Origin of the sequence: Shewanella sp. HL-SH4 (genome assembly GCF_051164845.1) — a bacterium.
Lineage (GTDB): Bacteria > Pseudomonadota > Gammaproteobacteria > Enterobacterales > Shewanellaceae > Shewanella > Shewanella glacialimarina.
This window is the reverse complement of record NZ_CP195037.1, coordinates 95,548-112,518: the sequence shown is the minus strand read 5'-3', so window position 1 is coordinate 112,518 and position 16,971 is coordinate 95,548. Positions and strand designations below refer to the sequence as shown.

15 protein-coding genes are annotated in these 16,971 nt (G+C 41.1%); 6 read left to right on the top strand and 9 right to left on the bottom strand.

Annotated elements, in window-relative coordinates; genetic code table 11:
• Positions 1-22 precede the first annotated feature (22 nt).
• The 6 genes from ACRWQL_RS01495 to ACRWQL_RS01470 all read left to right on the top strand — a co-directional run bounded on the left by ACRWQL_RS01495 (position 23) and on the right by ACRWQL_RS01470 (position 7,975).
• Positions 23-1,639: a methyl-accepting chemotaxis protein gene (locus tag ACRWQL_RS01495; protein WP_434951915.1), complete on the top strand. Its 1,617-nt coding sequence runs from the start codon at positions 23-25 to the stop codon at positions 1,637-1,639.
• Between the two features lie 9 nt (positions 1,640-1,648).
• A complete protein-coding gene (locus tag ACRWQL_RS01490; RefSeq protein WP_434926100.1) occupies positions 1,649-2,185 on the top strand; it encodes a chemotaxis protein CheW in 537 nt (178 codons plus the stop codon).
• A 97-nt stretch (positions 2,186-2,282) separates the two neighbouring features.
• Positions 2,283-3,083 carry a CheR family methyltransferase gene (locus ACRWQL_RS01485; RefSeq protein ID WP_434951913.1) on the top strand — a complete coding sequence of 267 codons (801 nt, stop codon included), beginning with the start codon at positions 2,283-2,285 and terminating at the stop codon, positions 3,081-3,083.
• Between the two features lie 38 nt (positions 3,084-3,121).
• Entirely contained in the window at positions 3,122-3,592 is a 471-nt protein-coding gene (locus ACRWQL_RS01480) for a hypothetical protein (RefSeq protein ID WP_434951911.1), read from the top strand.
• Positions 3,589-4,665, top strand: a complete 1,077-nt coding sequence (locus ACRWQL_RS01475) for a protein-glutamate methylesterase/protein-glutamine glutaminase (protein WP_434951909.1) — start codon at positions 3,589-3,591, stop codon at positions 4,663-4,665. Before ACRWQL_RS01480 ends, ACRWQL_RS01475 begins: the two co-directional genes overlap by 4 nt.
• A 748-nt stretch (positions 4,666-5,413) precedes the next feature.
• A complete protein-coding gene (locus tag ACRWQL_RS01470; RefSeq protein WP_434951907.1) occupies positions 5,414-7,975 on the top strand; it encodes a TonB-dependent receptor in 2,562 nt (853 codons plus the stop codon).
• 104 nt (positions 7,976-8,079) lie between these two features.
• Here ACRWQL_RS01470 and ACRWQL_RS01465 read toward each other — a convergent pair whose 3' ends face one another.
• The 9 genes from ACRWQL_RS01465 to rsxA all read right to left on the bottom strand — a co-directional run bounded on the left by ACRWQL_RS01465 (position 8,080) and on the right by rsxA (position 16,900).
• Positions 8,080-9,405 (bottom strand): IS4 family transposase, encoded by a 1,326-nt coding sequence (locus ACRWQL_RS01465; RefSeq protein ID WP_434950041.1) that lies wholly within the window; start codon positions 9,403-9,405, stop codon positions 8,080-8,082.
• Positions 9,406-9,540: 135 nt separating this feature from the next.
• Positions 9,541-9,951 (bottom strand): lactoylglutathione lyase, encoded by a 411-nt coding sequence (gene gloA / locus ACRWQL_RS01460; protein WP_434951905.1) that lies wholly within the window; start codon positions 9,949-9,951, stop codon positions 9,541-9,543.
• A 403-nt stretch (positions 9,952-10,354) separates the two neighbouring features.
• The gene (gene nth, locus ACRWQL_RS01455) at positions 10,355-10,996 is read right to left on the bottom strand and encodes an endonuclease III (RefSeq protein ID WP_434951903.1); all 642 of its coding nucleotides are present in this window, start codon (positions 10,994-10,996) and stop codon (positions 10,355-10,357) included.
• A gap of 8 nt (positions 10,997-11,004) precedes the next feature.
• Positions 11,005-11,700, bottom strand: coding sequence for an electron transport complex subunit E (locus tag ACRWQL_RS01450; RefSeq protein ID WP_434931919.1), 696 nt, complete (start codon positions 11,698-11,700; stop codon positions 11,005-11,007).
• Positions 11,693-12,322, bottom strand: coding sequence for an electron transport complex subunit RsxG (gene rsxG / locus ACRWQL_RS01445; RefSeq protein ID WP_434953442.1), 630 nt, complete (start codon positions 12,320-12,322; stop codon positions 11,693-11,695). Before rsxG ends, ACRWQL_RS01450 begins: the two co-directional genes overlap by 8 nt.
• Positions 12,323-12,346: 24 nt before the next feature.
• Positions 12,347-13,399 carry an electron transport complex subunit RsxD gene (gene rsxD / locus ACRWQL_RS01440; RefSeq protein WP_434951902.1) on the bottom strand — a complete coding sequence of 351 codons (1,053 nt, stop codon included), beginning with the start codon at positions 13,397-13,399 and terminating at the stop codon, positions 12,347-12,349.
• 2 nt (positions 13,400-13,401) lie between these two features.
• On the bottom strand, positions 13,402-15,747 hold the full coding sequence (gene rsxC / locus ACRWQL_RS01435) for an electron transport complex subunit RsxC (RefSeq protein WP_434951900.1): 2,346 nt from the start codon (positions 15,745-15,747) through the stop codon (positions 13,402-13,404).
• Positions 15,747-16,319, bottom strand: coding sequence for an electron transport complex subunit RsxB (rsxB, locus tag ACRWQL_RS01430; RefSeq protein ID WP_434929039.1), 573 nt, complete (start codon positions 16,317-16,319; stop codon positions 15,747-15,749). Before rsxB ends, rsxC begins: the two co-directional genes overlap by 1 nt.
• Before the next feature lie 2 nt (positions 16,320-16,321).
• Complete coding sequence (rsxA, locus tag ACRWQL_RS01425; RefSeq protein ID WP_235084718.1) at positions 16,322-16,900, bottom strand: electron transport complex subunit RsxA; 579 nt, start codon at positions 16,898-16,900, stop codon at positions 16,322-16,324.
• Positions 16,901-16,971 lie beyond the last annotated feature (71 nt).

The window sequence follows — 16,971 nt, the reverse complement described above, 5'->3', positions numbered from 1 at the left end:
GAATAAATGGATGTTTAATAATATGAAACTAAGTATGCGTCTAGGTCTTACCTTTGCGCTGCTAATCGTCTTAATGTTAGTCATTATCGGGATTGGCTTAAAAGAGCTGTCGACTGTTAATAGTATTACCTATCGGATCGTCACCGATGATTGGCGTAAAACAGTTTTGGCCAATGACTTAATAGATTTGGCGAATAGCAATGCAAAAAGCCGTTTAGAATTATTAATAAATGACGATCCAGGCGATCAAAAATCACTGCATGAAAGACTAGAAAGCAATAAGACTGCTATAGACCAAAAAACCGCCGAACTTGATGCAATGATTAAATTGCCCGATGGAAAGGCTAAAATGGCAGCACTTAAAGAGATGAGGGTTAATTTTCAAACAGAGTTTAATCAAATCAATGATCTGATTAACAAGGGGTTAAAAGAAGAGGCCATCAAAGTGATGCTCGATGATGCCATGCCTATTCTTAATGCTTATTTAGCAGCAGCTGCAGAATTGGTTAGTTTTCAAGGCTCTGTGCTAGAAGGTTCAGCCGAAGTCTCTCAGCAGAGCTATGAAGATGGTATTTGGGCAATGGGGATTGCGGGGTTACTTGCTTTCGTAGTCGCCATAGTAGGCGCGATTGCAGTGACTAAATCCATTACCCGTCAACTTGGTGGTGAGCCTAGTTACGTTACTCAGGTCGTCAGTTTAATCGCTAATGGTGACTTACAAGTTAAAGTAGACGTTAAAGCTAATGACACCTCAAGTATGCTTTTTGCTGTTAATACCATGGTAACCAAGCTTTCAGAAATCATTACTAGCATTCGTGCATCAGCCGATAATCTCTCTAGTGCCTCTGAACAGGTTTCTGCAACGGCTCAGAGCATGAGTCAAGGGGCGAGTGAGCAAGCGGCAAGTGTGGAAGAAACTTCTGCTTCAATAGAGCAAATGTCCGCATCTATCAGTCAAAATACCGAAAATGCCAAGGTTACTGATGGTATGTCATCTAAGGCGGCTAAAGAAGCTGACGAAGGTGGAATCGCGGTACAGCAAACAGTAACTGCCATGAAATCAATAGCCGATAAAATCAGTATTATCGATGATATCGCCTATCAGACTAATCTATTAGCGCTTAATGCCGCTATTGAGGCTGCCAGGGCCGGTGAGCATGGTAAAGGTTTTGCCGTTGTTGCCGCTGAAGTTCGCAAACTCGCTGAGCGCAGCCAAGTAGCTGCCCAAGAAATTGGCGGCGTGGCGGCAAATAGTGTCGGGTTGGCTGAAAAAGCGGGTAAGCTTCTGGATGAGATTGTACCTTCTATCAAGAAAACAGCGGATCTTGTCCAAGAGATCAGCGCCGCTTCTGAAGAACAATCTTCCGGAGCCGCGCAAATTAACACGGCAATGGAACAGCTCAGTCAAATTACTCAGCAAAGCGCTTCTGCATCTGAAGAGCTTGCCGCCACCGCTGAGGAAATGAGTAGTCAAGCTGAATTACTTCAAGACGTTATTAGCTTCTTTAAGGTTGAAATTTCCAGCTCAACTCAAATGAATAGCAAGAGAACAAATCATCAAGGTCAAGCAGATAAATCAAGAACCAGGACCAAAGATCGTTCTGTTGCCACTAGCGAACATGACTTTGTACGCTTTTAGGAGGTAATAATGAATTTTCCCAGCAAGCTGGCCAGTTCTATTGATAACAATATTGAAGATGATTGGCAATATTTAACCTTTAATTTAAAAGAAGCCATGTATGCAATTGGTATTTTACATATAAAGGAAATTCTAGAGTACAGTAATGTTACACCTGTTCCTATGATGCCAAATTTCATCAAAGGTGTGATAAACCTAAGAGGTTCTGTGGTTCCAGTCGTGGATTTAGCTGCTCGCTTTGGGGCAGAACAAAGCAATATTGTAAAACGGACTTGCATTGTCATAATCGAAGTACTGAATGAAGATGTAATGCAAGTTATTGGTGTAATGGTTGATGCTGTTTCTGAAGTGATTGAAATAAGTAACAAAGATATAGAACCTGCACCAGCCTTTGGCGCACAAATAAGGGCAGATTTTATTCAAGGAATGGGTAAGATAAATGGTAAGTTTGTGATTATCTTACAGGTAGATAAGGTCCTGTCCGTCCAAGAAATGACTATGGTAAGCACCTTAGTTCAAGATCAATTGCCTAATAACAAACAGTGATCTGAACAAAAAAAACTGTAAATCAAGGCTTTATTCCTACGCTTTCAAAACCTAACAGGTGTGGGAATATTTTTGAACTGCTGTTTTGAGGATAAGTATGGATATTTTAAACCTCAGTGATAAAGAGTTCTGCTTATTTCAACGAATGATTTATGAAATAGCTGGTATTAATTTATCTGAAAATAAAAAAGCTCTTGTCAGCAGCCGGCTTGCTAAAAGGGTTAAACATTTTGGATTAAATAGTTATACGCAATATTTTGAGTTACTGCAGAGTAAATCTCATAACGAATATCAAATAGCCATAGACTTACTGACGACCCATGAGACTTTTTTCTTTCGCGAGCCCAAACACTTCGACTTTATTCGAGATATCATTATCCCAACTTGGAATAGTGTTCATTACAGAGTCTGGAGCGCAGCAAGTTCATCCGGTGAGGAAGCTTATACTCTGGCAATGATACTGGCAGAACATGCTGGTAGTAAAAATTGGGAAATCTTGGGTACAGATATCAGTACTCAAATATTAGATAGAGCCAGAAGCGGGCATTACGCTATTGAAAAAGCAGATAATATTCCAAAAAACTATCTGACTAAGTATTGCCTCAAGGGAACAGGGCAGCAGCAAGGCACGTTCATCGTGTGTCCTGAGCTGAGGCAAAAAGTGCAATTTATACATGCCAATTTAAAAGATAACCTTGGTCAACTTGGTAGTTTTGATGTGATCTTTCTTCGCAACGTACTCATTTACTTTGATATGAAAACAAAGCAACAAGTTGTTAATCAATTACTAAGACAACTAAAACCCAATGGATACTTTATAGTTGGCCATTCTGAGAGTCTCAATGGTGTTGTGGATAACCTGAAAGTCATTGTTCCTTCTGTGTATCAAAAACGATGAATACTGTATTGCCAAACACTGATTTTAAGAGCATAACCTTGCAACCAGGTGAGTTTCACTTTAACCAAGGAAAGGTAAAAATTAATACCTTGCTGGGTTCCTGTGTTGCCATCACCTTATGGCATCCTGAAAAACATTTAGGTGGAATGTGCCACTATATGTTGCCTTGCTGTGGCACCTCTAAAAGACTCGATGTTGGTTTCTTTGCCGATGGAGCTATTTCACTGTTTTTAAAGGAAATAAGAAAATATAAAACCTTACCTCAAGATTATCATGTCAAACTATTTGGTGGCAGTAACATGCTTCATCAGCTCAATATTAATCATCATTTTCTTAACGTTGCTGAAAAAAATATAGATGCGGGATTAACGTTATTGGCATCGCATGGCTTTAATATTCAAAACATGGATTTAGGAGGCTTGGTTCACAGACAAGTCTATCTAGAATTATGGAATGGTGATGTATGGGTAAAATACGGTGAACGCGATCTTACTAGAGAAGCGCTATGACAAAAATCAAAGTAATGATAGTCGATGATTCGGCCATCGTCAGACAGGTATTGCAAAGTGTATTGAATAAAGACCCTGGCATTGAGGTCATTAGTGCTGTTGCTGACCCTTTATTTGCCATGAATAGAATGGCAATTCAGTGGCCTGATGTCATTGTTTTAGATATAGAGATGCCGCGGATGGATGGCGTCACTTTCCTTAAAAAAATCATGGCAGAACGGCCAACTCCAGTTGTGATTTGCTCAACATTAACAGACAAAGGTGCTGAAACAACTATGCAGGCTTTGTCTGCTGGTGCCGTTAGCATAGTGACCAAGCCAAAAATAGGTTTAAAAGATTTTATCCAAGATGCCGCGAGTGATATTACAAATGCAGTTAAAGCCGCAGCAAAAGCAAATATGAGCAATATTCGTATGCCTAAGACTGCGGTCACTGTAAGAGTAAAAAATAGTGTAGAAAGCTTAATACCTTGCGGGGCATCGGCTATGTCTAAAACGACCGAACATGTGGTCGCCATTGGTACATCCACAGGTGGCACTCAAGCTTTAGAGTACCTTCTAAAAGCTTTACCTTCTAATTGTCCTGGCATAGTGATTGTTCAACATATGCCTGAAAAGTTTACCGCATCTTTTGCTGAGCGACTTAATAATGTTTGCGATATACGTGTAAGTGAAGCCCGTAACAATGATCGTGTTTTACCTGGCCATGCACTTATTGCCCCGGGGGGAAAACACATGTTGCTTAAACGTAATGGCGCACAGTACATAGTGGAAGTTATTGATGGCCCTTTAGTGAATCGTCATAAGCCTTCGGTAGACGTACTTTTTAGATCGACCGCTAAATGTGCTGGCAAGAATGCGGTAGGATTTATTCTAACCGGCATGGGCGATGATGGTGCAAGAGGACTAAAAGATATGCTGGATGCTGGCGCGCCTACGGTGGCTCAAGATGAGAAATCTTGTGTAGTATTTGGCATGCCAAAAGAAGCAATCGCCTTAGGGGCTGCAAGCAAAGTATTGTCGCTAAATCAAATTCCGCAAGAAATTATGCGCTATGCGCATTTAAAAGACTAGCAAAATAGTTAAAATCAGAGTGTAGACTATAGATATTACATTATTGAAAATTAATCATTAATTCAAAAGGTAATCTAGAGTATATCATTATTAAATAATGCATTTATCTTCTTATTTAAATCAATATTATAAATATAACACCTAGGTTGCATCTGTTAAAATACTTCCTTATTCCACTGGAATATTAACAAGTGTATCCGCCGGGTTAAAGTGTTGTTGCTATTTTTATTAAAATATCAGCGTAAGTCGCATTAACTCTAAATATCTAAGGTGTTAATTTAATGTTTTATTTAAATTGTCTGATACAAAATTAGTGAGGTTTATGAATAGTAATTAATCTGAAAAGTTAAGTTAAATATTTTTTTGTTTAGTAAATGGCCATATCAATACTGGTTAACAGCGAGATTTGTTGCTTTATCATCAGCCTAACGGCATTTTGTGTGACTTGCATCACGTTTTGTTAATTTGTCGGGCTTGTTTAATGTTATTATTTCTACAGAGGATTCAGCTTTAAAAGTAACTAGAGCTAGGGTGTTTGACGCTATATTATCCGTTTTAAAGTAAATATTATTTAATCTTAACAATTACAATTATTATTTTCAAAGTGATTGCAACCTTTGTCTCTGCTAAGTTAGTTCCTTTATGTTTGACCTGTTTAATAAATTTATTCACTATCTAGTCGTCGTTATATTTACCAAGTTAAAGGTAACGAAAATATAATAATAAATATGACTGGGAGTTAATTACTATGTTCCAAAAAAAAATTATTTCTACAAGTATTCAATCGGCCTTAATTGCTTCAATTGCCGTTTCTTCAAGTGTTTCAATCTCTGCATTCGCTGCGGATGAGCAGGTTAAAGTAGAACGTATTGAAGTCACAGGTTCTCGGATTAAACGTCAGGATATGGAAACTGCCTCACCAGTTACCGTAATTGATGCCGCTGCGATTAAAGCTGAAGGATTTACTTCTGTTGATGAGTTGTTACAGGCACAAACATCAATGGCTGGTGCCGCGGTTGGTTCGAGCACAAATAATGGTGCCGATGGTATAGCCCAGGTTGATTTACGCGGTATGGGCTCTCAACGTACTTTGGTGCTATTGAATGGCCGTCGTATGGTCAATTCTGGTTCTGGTGCAGATAGCGCTGTCGATTTAAACGCGATTCCTGTCGCCATGATTGCCCGTGTTGAAATTTTAAAAGACGGTGCTTCTGCCGTATATGGGTCTGATGCTATTGCGGGTGTGGTAAACATTATCACCAAAAAAGACTTTGAAGGTTTTCAGTTTGATGTTCAAGGTGGGATGACTGATAAAAGCGATGGCGAAAACGGTGAAATCAGTACGCTTTATGGCATGAACACTGACTCAGGAAACTATACTTTTGGGGTTGCCTATTCTAAACGTGAAAGCGTGATTCAATCAGATCGCGACTGGACAGATCCTGGTTATAGCTCTTTTATCCCGACGGGTTCATTAGGTGGCAAGGTAATTAACGATCAGGGGGAGTGGGTTAATCGCGATAGTGGTTATGATTATACCCAAGACAGTTTCTATCAAACCCCAAATGAACGTACCAGTGTGTTTGCTAACATGGTGCAAGAAATTAACCATGATATTGTATTTAGCGGTGATTTTTTATATACCAAACGTAAATCTAGTCAGCAAATGTCAGCTCAACCAGCTGATATCATGTTAAATGTGTGCGGTGATGCTAACACATTACCAGGAGAGTCTTGTTTCACGTTTAATGATGCAATGATTGCTGGCGGTATTGCTGCTGATGATACCGGCCGTGTCAATTATCGCCGTCGTACCATTGATGTAGGCCCGCGTATAAGTTCGCAAGATACCGATACATATCGTTTGTCTGCAGGTTTAGCAGGTACTTTGGATGTTCATACTGGTTTCAACTGGGATGCTTCATATACCTACGGCAACAACAAAGCGAAAACACAGGTTGATAATTCAATTAATGCGACAAACATGGAAGCCTCTGTTTATGCTAACCAGGATGCATGGTTTAGTGGCGACCCATTAAATCAAGCTATTATCGACGACATTAGTTTTACCGAACAAAATAGTGGTGGCAATGAGCAACATACTTTCTCTGCAGGTCTAAACGGTGAGTTATTTGATTTAGATGCCGGTGCAGTTGCTTTTGCTATTGGCGCAGAGTACCGCTATGAGAGTGGATACTATACTCCTGATCAAGTTATTCAGGATGGTGACAGCACTGCAGCGCAACAGGATGCAACAGATGGCGACTATAACGTGTTATCTATCTTCCAAGAAGTGAGTGTACCGTTTACTGATAAATTAACCGGTGAATTTGCGCTACGTTATGATGATTATTCAACCTTTGGTAAAGCGACTACCTGGAAAGTGGGTTTAACCTATGAAGCCACTGATGACTTAATGCTTCGTGGTGTTGCTGCAACAGGCTTCAGAGCACCAAGCATCAGCGAATTATACGGCGGAGACACAGGTTCATTCGATTACCTAACCGATCCGTTAGGTCATGAGCAGGACCCACAAATTCTGGTTCGTTATACTTCTGATGATGATTTGCAAGCTGAAGAATCTGAATCATTAACCGCAGGTGTAGTGTATTCACCGAGCGCGATTGATGGTTTATCGTTAACATTAGATTACTGGAGCTTCAAAGTGACTAATGCGATTACACGTCTTGATGTGCAATCAGGCATTAATGCATGTTTAGTTGGTAACGACAACACTGCTTGTGAAACCTTTGGCATTGACCCAGCGGCCGGAGCGGCTAAGTTTGATAACTTAACTAGCTCACTGACTAACGTGGGCTCTCAAGATACTTCAGGTATCGACTTTAACCTAGCGTATACCTTTGAAGGCTTAGGCCTAGACTGGAAGATCAGTAACGATACTACTTACTTGCTGAACTTTGAGCAAGATAACGAAGATTACACGGGCACAATTGACGGCAATTTTGGCGCCTATGCAAAAGTGCGTAATAACTTCAGTATTCAAGCGTCTCAAGGTGATTGGAGTGTGATGTATTTTAATCGCTATATTGGGTCAATGGACGACCACTATACTGATTATGATGAAAATGATAATCCAATTGCTGCGCTAGCTAAGGCTGATTCAGTGCTCTATCACAACATCTCTGGTACATATCATATCAACAATGATATGACGGTCAGTGCGGGTGTTAAGAACCTGACTGATGAAGAGCCCTCTAGTGTATCCAATGGTTCAGATGGTGGCACTGTACCTGAAGTGTATGATGTTATTGGACGTCAGTATTATGCCGGCTTCTCAATGAAGTTCTAAGTCAAATAAAAACTTAAATTAAAATCTGAGTTAGCGCTAGCAAGGAATTGCGCTAAGACAGCAAACTGATAAATAGAAGCCAGCGTAAGCTTAACACCATTCAGTTAAGGGTTTCTTCTCTTAACTGGATAGCGGGTTTTGTTAATTCGAACGGTCCTACTTTTGGGCCGTTTTCGTTTTTTGGGCAAGATAAATTGCTTAACGTTTTCCCTCATTGCTTTGAGCTTTTTAGGGATTGTTCCTGGCGAAGCAATTGCGCACCACATCAACTCATCCTGTATATAGCGCATCGCCATTACAAAGCTAATCCGTAATGGTGACACTTCTGCCTCTTTAGCGATTTGGCTTATTTCAACTCGGATCAAGTTGTACGCTATCAGTAATCCCCAAATCTCCTGATAAATACCTTCAACTGTCTGACTTCTTAATAAAATACTCTCATCAAGTTGATATTGCTTGATTTCTCCATAGCCATTTTCTATCTCCCAGCGTTCGAAATAGACATCTAATATATCTTGAGAGGAGTATTGGCTTCTATTGGTTAATGAACTCAGCACACCTGTAATATGATTGCCCTGGGATTTTTCTTGATAGGTCACTAGTCTTGCATGCCACTTTTCAGGTAGCTCTGGGTTCTTTTTTCTCGCTTGTGGTGATACTGGCATCTCAACTAGATAATCGTTGTCAGCGTATTGCTCGATGACTTCAAAGCGTGTATTACTTTTGAGTGGTGTAAGCCAATGACTATTCTGGTTGGCTCCCCACCAACTTGTCATAAGATCTGCACTAAAGTAACAACTATCAAAAATAGTGAGAGAATTAGCTGGAACTGATCCAATTAGCTCTCGAGCATAACTAATTTCCCCTTTACTACACGGACCAAATTTTACATTTCTTATCATACGACTTCGTAATGACATGAGTGCGCATAAGCGGGCTACTGGGTATACGGACTGCTTCCTATGCTGATTACTGATATAGCCAAAATGCTCTGAATTCTCGGTATTTTCTGCACATCGAAATGTCGTTCCATCAACAGAAAATAACTGAAGACCATGCCATGTATCTTGGCTGTCTTCCCTATGACACCAGTGTTTAGAAGTGATATCAAAAAGGGCTTTAAGGGGAGCGGCTGTTAGTCGCTGTCTGGCTTGCGGGATAGCACTTGGTGCAACGGTTTCTCCCAACTTATCAACTAACGTTAAGTCGAGCTTGGAGACGACTTCAGCGATGGAACGATTTCGGTAGAGGCCAATTCCAACGATGAGCCAAACGACTAATTCTGCTGGAAGTTTTCTGCGCCTAATACTTGCTTTGTTGGTTAGCTCCAAAGCTTGTTCAATCCATTCCAACGGCAATTCTTTTTGAAAGATAGATAGTTCTTCGGGGGCGACAAGTAATTCAGTATCAATAAGCCAGTTAGACAACATAAAAAATGACTCCGTTCAAAAGAAGGAGCCATTTTCGTAGGATCATTTTTGCTGTCAACCGATCAGTTTCTTAACTGATCGGTGTTAAGCGTAAGCTGGCTTTTTTTCACTAGTAAACTGTGTGGGACTAAAGCATTATCCTAATGCGGCCGTTGCTGAACTCTTTTGAATTAATTCAATTTTGTATCCATCAGGATCTTCTACAAAAGCGATCTGCGTTTTACCGCCAGCGACTGGTCCAGGTGCGCGAGTAATTTTACCACCTGCTGCGGCAATGGCTTCACAACGGGCATAGATATCTTCTTCACCTATTGCTAAATGACCAAATCCAGTACCTAAATCATATTGTTCAACACCCCAGTTATAGGTCAGTTCAATAACAGCCTGTCCGGTAGACTCTTCGCCAAAGCCGACAAATGCTAGGGTATATTTATACTCCGCATTCTCAGATTTTCTGAGTAATTTCATTCCCATTACATCAGTATAAAAAGCGATACTGCGATCTAAGTTGCCCACACGGATCATGGTGTGTAAAAGCTGTGACATGTTAATTGTCCTTTCAAAACAGGTATAAAGAGTGAACCAGAATAATATCAAGAGTAACGGGTGTATAATAGGCCAGAGTGTCAGATCTGGTCGGTAAACCTAGATATTCGCTTGAGTATTATTTTACAGGCATGCGATAAAGCATGAAATATTTGCTTTACATCACAATTGTGTTGTTTCTCCCTATGAAATTATTTCTATCGCGTTATTATTTACCCATAATAGATGGGAGGGTTAAACATGACAACCGAACTTAAAATGGCTTTAGGTACTACAGTGATCATTGCAATTTGTTTCAGTGCATTCTTCGTGTCACTTTTTTAAGAGCACAATAGTTCATTAATGCTAAGTAATAAAAAAGCCGCATTAGCGGCTTTTTTGATCCCAACTTAATCATAAACGCTTATTCATTGGGGTAAACCTTTTCTTTAAACTCGCACAAGTCTTCGATAATACAAGAACCACAACGTGGTTTTCGCGCCAGACATGTATAACGACCATGTAAAATAAACCAGTGATGAACATCGACTTTAAATTCACTCGGCACCACTTTTAGCATGTTAAGCTCGACTTGATCGACATTTTTTCCAGGGGCAAATTTAGTTCTGTTTGCCATTCTAAAAATATGAGTATCCACAGCTATGGTAGGCCAGCCAAATGCTGTATTGAGTACAACATTAGCGGTTTTGCGCCCAACACCAGGCAAGGCTTCTAATGCTTCTCTATTTTCGGGTACTTGACCACCATGAAGGTCAATTAGCATTTTACAGGCTTTCACCACATTAATGGCTTTATTGTTATACAGGCCAATCGTTTTAATATAGTTCTTTAGACCATCGACACCTAAGTCGTAAATAGCTTGTGGAGTATTGGCAACAGGAAATAACTTGTCGGTAGCTTTGTTAACGCTGACATCAGTCGCCTGTGCGGACAGTGTCACCGCAACTAACAATTCAAAGGGCGAACTGAAGTTAAGCTCGGTTTCTGGCTTAGGGTTGTTATCTCTTAACCGGGTTAGGATTTGTGCACGCTTATCTTTATTCATCAGTAATGCTAGCTCACTTTAGTAATTCTTACGCGGGCTACAGCCTCTGTTTGCACCTTAGGCTGACGTTGTCTTATCGCATCATCAATCCAATTTTTAAGTGCAATTAATAAACCCATTGCAATGAAAGCACCGGGTGGTAGTAGTGCTAACAGGAAGGCATTATCAACTTGCCAAAGATGTATGGTTAATGATTTAGCCCAATCACCTAATAATAAATCCGCGCCGTAAAATAGGGTTCCTTGACCAATAATTTCACGTGTTGCGCCCAAAACTATTAACACAGCAGTAAATCCTAACCCCATCATTAAGCCATCAAATGCCGAGTGGGCGAGGGAGTTACGAGATGCAAATGCTTCGGCACGGCCAATAATGACGCAGTTGGTCACTATCAATGGTAAAAATATTCCAAGGGATAAATATAAGCCGTAGGCATAAGCGTTAACCAGTAATTGAACACAGGTGACGAGTGCGGCTATGATCATCACAAAAACCGGTATGCGGATTTCTTTAGGCACAAGATCACGAACTAAAGACACTAAAATGTTGGAACCTACCAATACTAATAAAGTGGCAAGGCCTAAACCCAACGCATTTGTGACTGTCGCGGTAACCGCTAATAACGGACATAAACCGAGTAGCTGGACTAATCCGGGGTTATTTGACCATAAGCCTTGCTTGGCAATTTCTTGATACTTACTCATGTGTTTCTGTTTCTCCACAAGGTCGTCCACCTAGGTACAAATCTTTGCGATTAGCCTCAACAAAGGCGACCGCATTGCGAATGGCTTTAACATATGCTCTTGGGGTGATTGTGGCGCCAGTGAATTGATCAAATTGGCCGCCATCTTTTTTTACGAACCAGGATTTATCTTCTTGTTCCCAAATTTTATCAGTAAATTCAGTTACCCAATCGGATTTTCTTACCTCAATTTTATCCCCTAAACCGGGTGTTTCTTGGTGGGTGAGGGTACGAACTCCTAGTACTCTATTATCGTTGTCGATACCAATAATAATCTTAATCGCGCCGTTGTAGCCGTCTGGGGCAATTGCTTCTATAGCTATTGCTGTCGGCTGCTGTTGTTTCATAGCGATATAAGCGGGTAAGTCATCAGATGTGCCGAGTAAATCAGGGGAGTTAACCCAAATGCACTGTGAAACTAGCTCATTATCATGATATTGAGCAGGGATCACTTGGGTTAATGTTTGACTTAACTGAGCGACTTGTTGTTGGTGAATGGTATCTTTGGTTAAGCCATTGACCACGGCAACTAAACCGGTACAACACAGTGCAAATACACCGAGGATTGTGCCGTTTTTAAGCATTGAATTATCTTTTAATGACACAGATTAACTCCCTGAGCGATGACCATAAGTTCTTGGTCGAACATAGTGGTCGATAAATGGAGCACACATGTTGGCAAGTAAAACTGCAAATGCAACCGCATCAGGGTAGCCTCCATAAGTTCTAATCACATAAATCAGTATGCCAATCATTGCACCAAAAATGAGTCTTCCTTTTGCACTGGTTGCTGCAGTGACTGGGTCGGTGGCAATGAAGAAAACGGCCAACATAGTGCCACCGGAAAATAAGTGCATTATTGGGCTGACATGGGTATCTGGATTAAGTAAAAAACCAAAACTGGAGCACACAAACAAAGCGACTAAGATTCCAGTACTAATGTGCCAGCGGATCACGTTGAGCTTTAACATGATTAATCCGCCTATTAAAAAGGCAAGATTGACGGCAAACCAGCCAGCGCCCACCATTCCAGAAAATATCGGTTTAGTTAAGCTTTCGTTAGTGGTTAGCCCCATAGATAAATCTGTTTTAAGGGTGTCTAACGGCGTGGCCATAGTGGTGCCATCAATAGCAAGATTATGGTTTATAGCAACCCATTCTGACGATGAGCCTATAACCGCGTGCCATGCAGAGGATAAGTCAACCGAATGTTGTGCTACAGACACAGGAGATACCCAATCAGTCATTTGCACAGGAAAAGAAATTAACAACAAAACATAGCCAGCCATAGCAGGATTGAAAAGATTATTTCCCAGCCCACCGTATAAATTTTTAACAATAACAATAGAGAAAAGTGTACCAATAACGATAATCCACCAAGGGGCTAGCGGGGGAATTGCAATGGCCAGTAAAAGGGCTGTTACCAGTGCACTATTGTCTGCTAGTGTGGGGACTATAGGACGATTACGCAGGCGTAATATAACAGCTTCTGCCACATAAGCGGTTATGACAGCCAGCACGATTTGTAATAAAGTCCCAAAGCCGAAAAAATACAGCTGTGCAGCAATCCCAGGTAGTAGGCATAAAGCAACGCGTTGCATAACTTTAGCCGTTTGCAGTGTGGTGGCTACATGGGGTGATGAGGCAATTTTAAATGCCATGTTTAATCCTCTTTCTCTGCTTGTTGAGCGAGCTTTTTAGCTTTTGCCTTAGCAATTGCTGCGGCAATTTTTGCTTGTTTATCTTGTACTGTATGTTCGGCTGCACTGTCTTTTGTTAATGCAATATTAGTTGTACTTTTACCTACTGGCGCTTCTTCCGTTAGGGCTACTGATGACGTTTTTTTCGCTTTTGCTTTTGCAATTGCGGCAGCAACTCGGGCTTTTTTAAGGTCATCAGGACTTTGGCTTATATCATTTGTTGGTTCTGTCAAGATTGGCTTATGTTCTGCTGACGCAGCTAATTCTGCACTTTTATCAAGTTGGTCAGCTATTGTGTTGTCAGCCACTACTGACTGTAATTTCTTAGCTTTTGCTTTAGCAATTGCCGCAGCCACTCTTGCTTGTTTATCTGTATCTTGTGCTGACACATAAGGTTGTTCAGCGACGTCAGCTATCGCATTGTTAAGTTCGTCACTATTCGCTTGTTCAGTGCTAACGATTTCAGCTTGTTGTGTCTGCAACGCCTTTTTGGCTTTGGCACGTGCAACAGCAGCCGCAGCTCTTTCTTGTTGCGACAAGGCTGCTTTAACTGGTTCAGTATTATTAGCATGTGTCGAATCAAGTACGACTCTATCAGTCGCTGGTGTATCGCTATTTTGCACTTGGGCGGCTTTCTTTGCCTTCGCTCTTTGAATTGCTGCGCTGACAGCGGACTTTTTGTCAGAGGTGTTATTAACATCGTTACTGGGTTGTTGACTAACTTGTGTGTTAGGCGTTAATTCTGTCGCCATGACATTATCATCTTGCGTGGCAGATGCTTTTTTAGCGGCAATACGTGCCATAGCAGCGGCAACAGCATCTTTGTCAGTCGTTTTCATACTTGCTTGTCGTTTTGCTGCCGCGTCTTTAGCTTTGGCTTCGCGTGCTAGCTTTTCATCTTCCAAACGTTGTAGTCGTGCTTCAAAACGCACTTTGGCTTTATCAGCTTGCACTTTTTCTTCAGCCTCAATTTTAAGTGCTGATTTCGCAATACGATAATATTCAACTAACGGTATATCACTTGGGCACACATAACTACAGCAGCCACATTCAATACAATCTTGTAAGTTAAAACTGGCGGCTTTGTCATATTCTTCTGCCTTTGCGTGCCAAAATAATTGTTGTGGTAATAATAGTGCAGGGCAAGCAATAGCGCATTCACCACAGCGAATACAGGCTTTCTCTATACTGTCAGGAGCTATTTCGGTAGCAGATGGCGCCAAAATACAGTTAGTCCCTTTAAGAATAGGTACATTGGTATTTTGAATAGCGTAGCCCATCATTGGGCCGCCAATAATGACTTTTTGATTTTGTTCGACGCTAAAATTAACTTGATCAAGTACGGTTGAAATCGGCGTGCCGATGGGCAGCCAATAATTCCCCGGGCGGTGAATATTGTTACCGGTTAATGTGACTACTCGTTCAACCAAAGGCTTCCCGTGAATGACAGCATCTTGAATGGCGAATGCGGTACCGACGTTTTGGACCACTATCCCTAATTGAGAAGGTAGACAACCACTAGGCACTTCTTTGCCAGTGATAATTTGAATAAGTTGTTTTTCGCCCCCAGAAGGGTATTTAGTTGGTATTACGGTTACTCTGGTACTGTTTGGAGGCAACTGACTGTGGCTGATAGCAACTTTCATTGCTTCAACCGCTTCTGGCTTATTATCTTCAATGGCGATAATAATCCGTTGCGGCTTAATCACGCGGTAAATAATCTCTATACCTGCCAATATCTCATTACTGTAATCACGCATTAAGCGATCATCTGATGTGATATAAGGCTCGCATTCAATACCATTGATAATCACGAGATCAATTTTACTGGCGGTATTGAGCTTAATATGAGTAGGAAAGGCCGCGCCGCCCATACCCGCAATCCCAGCTTGTTTAATTCTAGCGATTATTTCATCATTACTAACGGATAAAATATCCGAGGGTGCTAACTCGCACCAGGTATCTAAACCATCTGCTTCAATGATACAGCTCATTACGGGCAAACCCGATGCATGGTTACTTGCAACAGATTCAATACCCATAATTATGCCTGAAGTGGGAGCGTGTACTGGCAAGTAGATAAACCCACTCCCTTCGGTTAACACTTGACCTTTTAACACAGATTGACCTAACTCGACAATTAATCGAGCTTGTTCACCCACCTGAGGTACAGGCACAATGAATTGTTTCGCTAATGGCAGTCGAGCTATCGGTTGTTGATTAGAAAGGTGTTTAAGCTCAGGTGGATGTATGCCACCAGGAGATTGCCACAGTGAGCCTTTATCTAATTGTTCTAATAAAGTTAACACTATATTTCCTCTCGAGTTTCAGACAACACAGTAATAGGAATGGTATTGAGCTTCCAGTCCCAATTTTTAAGGGTTGTTTCAACAGGGATCATATCAATACAATCTACCGGGCAAGGCTCAACACACAAGTCACAGCCAGTACAATCTTTGGCAATAACGGTATGCATTAGCTTACCAGCGCCTAAAATAGCATCTACTGGACATGCCTGAATGCATTTGGTACAACCAATACATTCATCTTCCCGAATGTAAGCGACTTTTTTAACCGACTCTTGGGCTTCAGCATTCAGTGGTTCTGGATCAACTCCCATTAATTCAGCAAGCTTTTCCATTGTGGCTGTGCCACCAGGAGGGCATTTATTGACTTTATCACCATTAGCAATGGCTTCTGCGTATGGCCTACAACCTGGATATCCACATTGACCACATTGGGTTTGTGGTAGTAATGCTTCAACTTGATCGATTATCGGATCGCCTTCAACTTTGAATCTATCTGCAGCAAAGCCTAATATAACGCCAAAAACAATGGCCACTATCGTTAAGACAGCTACTGCAATAAAAATGCTTGTCATCATTACTTAACCAGCCCTGCAAAGCCCATAAAGGCAAGTGACATAAGGCCTGCGGTAATCATTGCTATCGCGCCGCCTTTAAATGGCAAGGGGACATCTGCCGCCGCAAGGCGCTCACGCATCGCAGAAAACAAAATCAGCACCAAAGAAAAACCAACCGCGGCGCCAAATCCGTAAACAGCGGATTGGATAAAGTTATGGTCTTCATTAACGTTGAGCAAGGCTACGCCTAACACTGCACAGTTAGTCGTAATAAGAGGTAGATAAATTCCTAGCGCACGATGTAAAGTGGCGCTGGTTTTTTGAACTAACATTTCAGTGAACTGAACAACCACAGCGATAACCAAAATAAAGCTCATGGTACGTAAGTAGGATAAGTCGAATGGTTGTAGTAGAAACTCGTTAGTTAAATAGCTAAGAATTGAGGCTAAAGTAAGTACAAAGGTGGTAGCCATAGACATACCCACAGCCGATGCCAGTTTACTGGATACACCCATAAACGGACATAAACCTAAAAATTTAACTAATACAAAGTTGTTGACCAGTACGGTACCAATCAATAAGAGGAGATACTCTGTCATTGCTGCACATTTTCTAATAAAACATCTGGGTATTATCTAAGGTTTAGCACTGATAAACAACGGATAAAAAA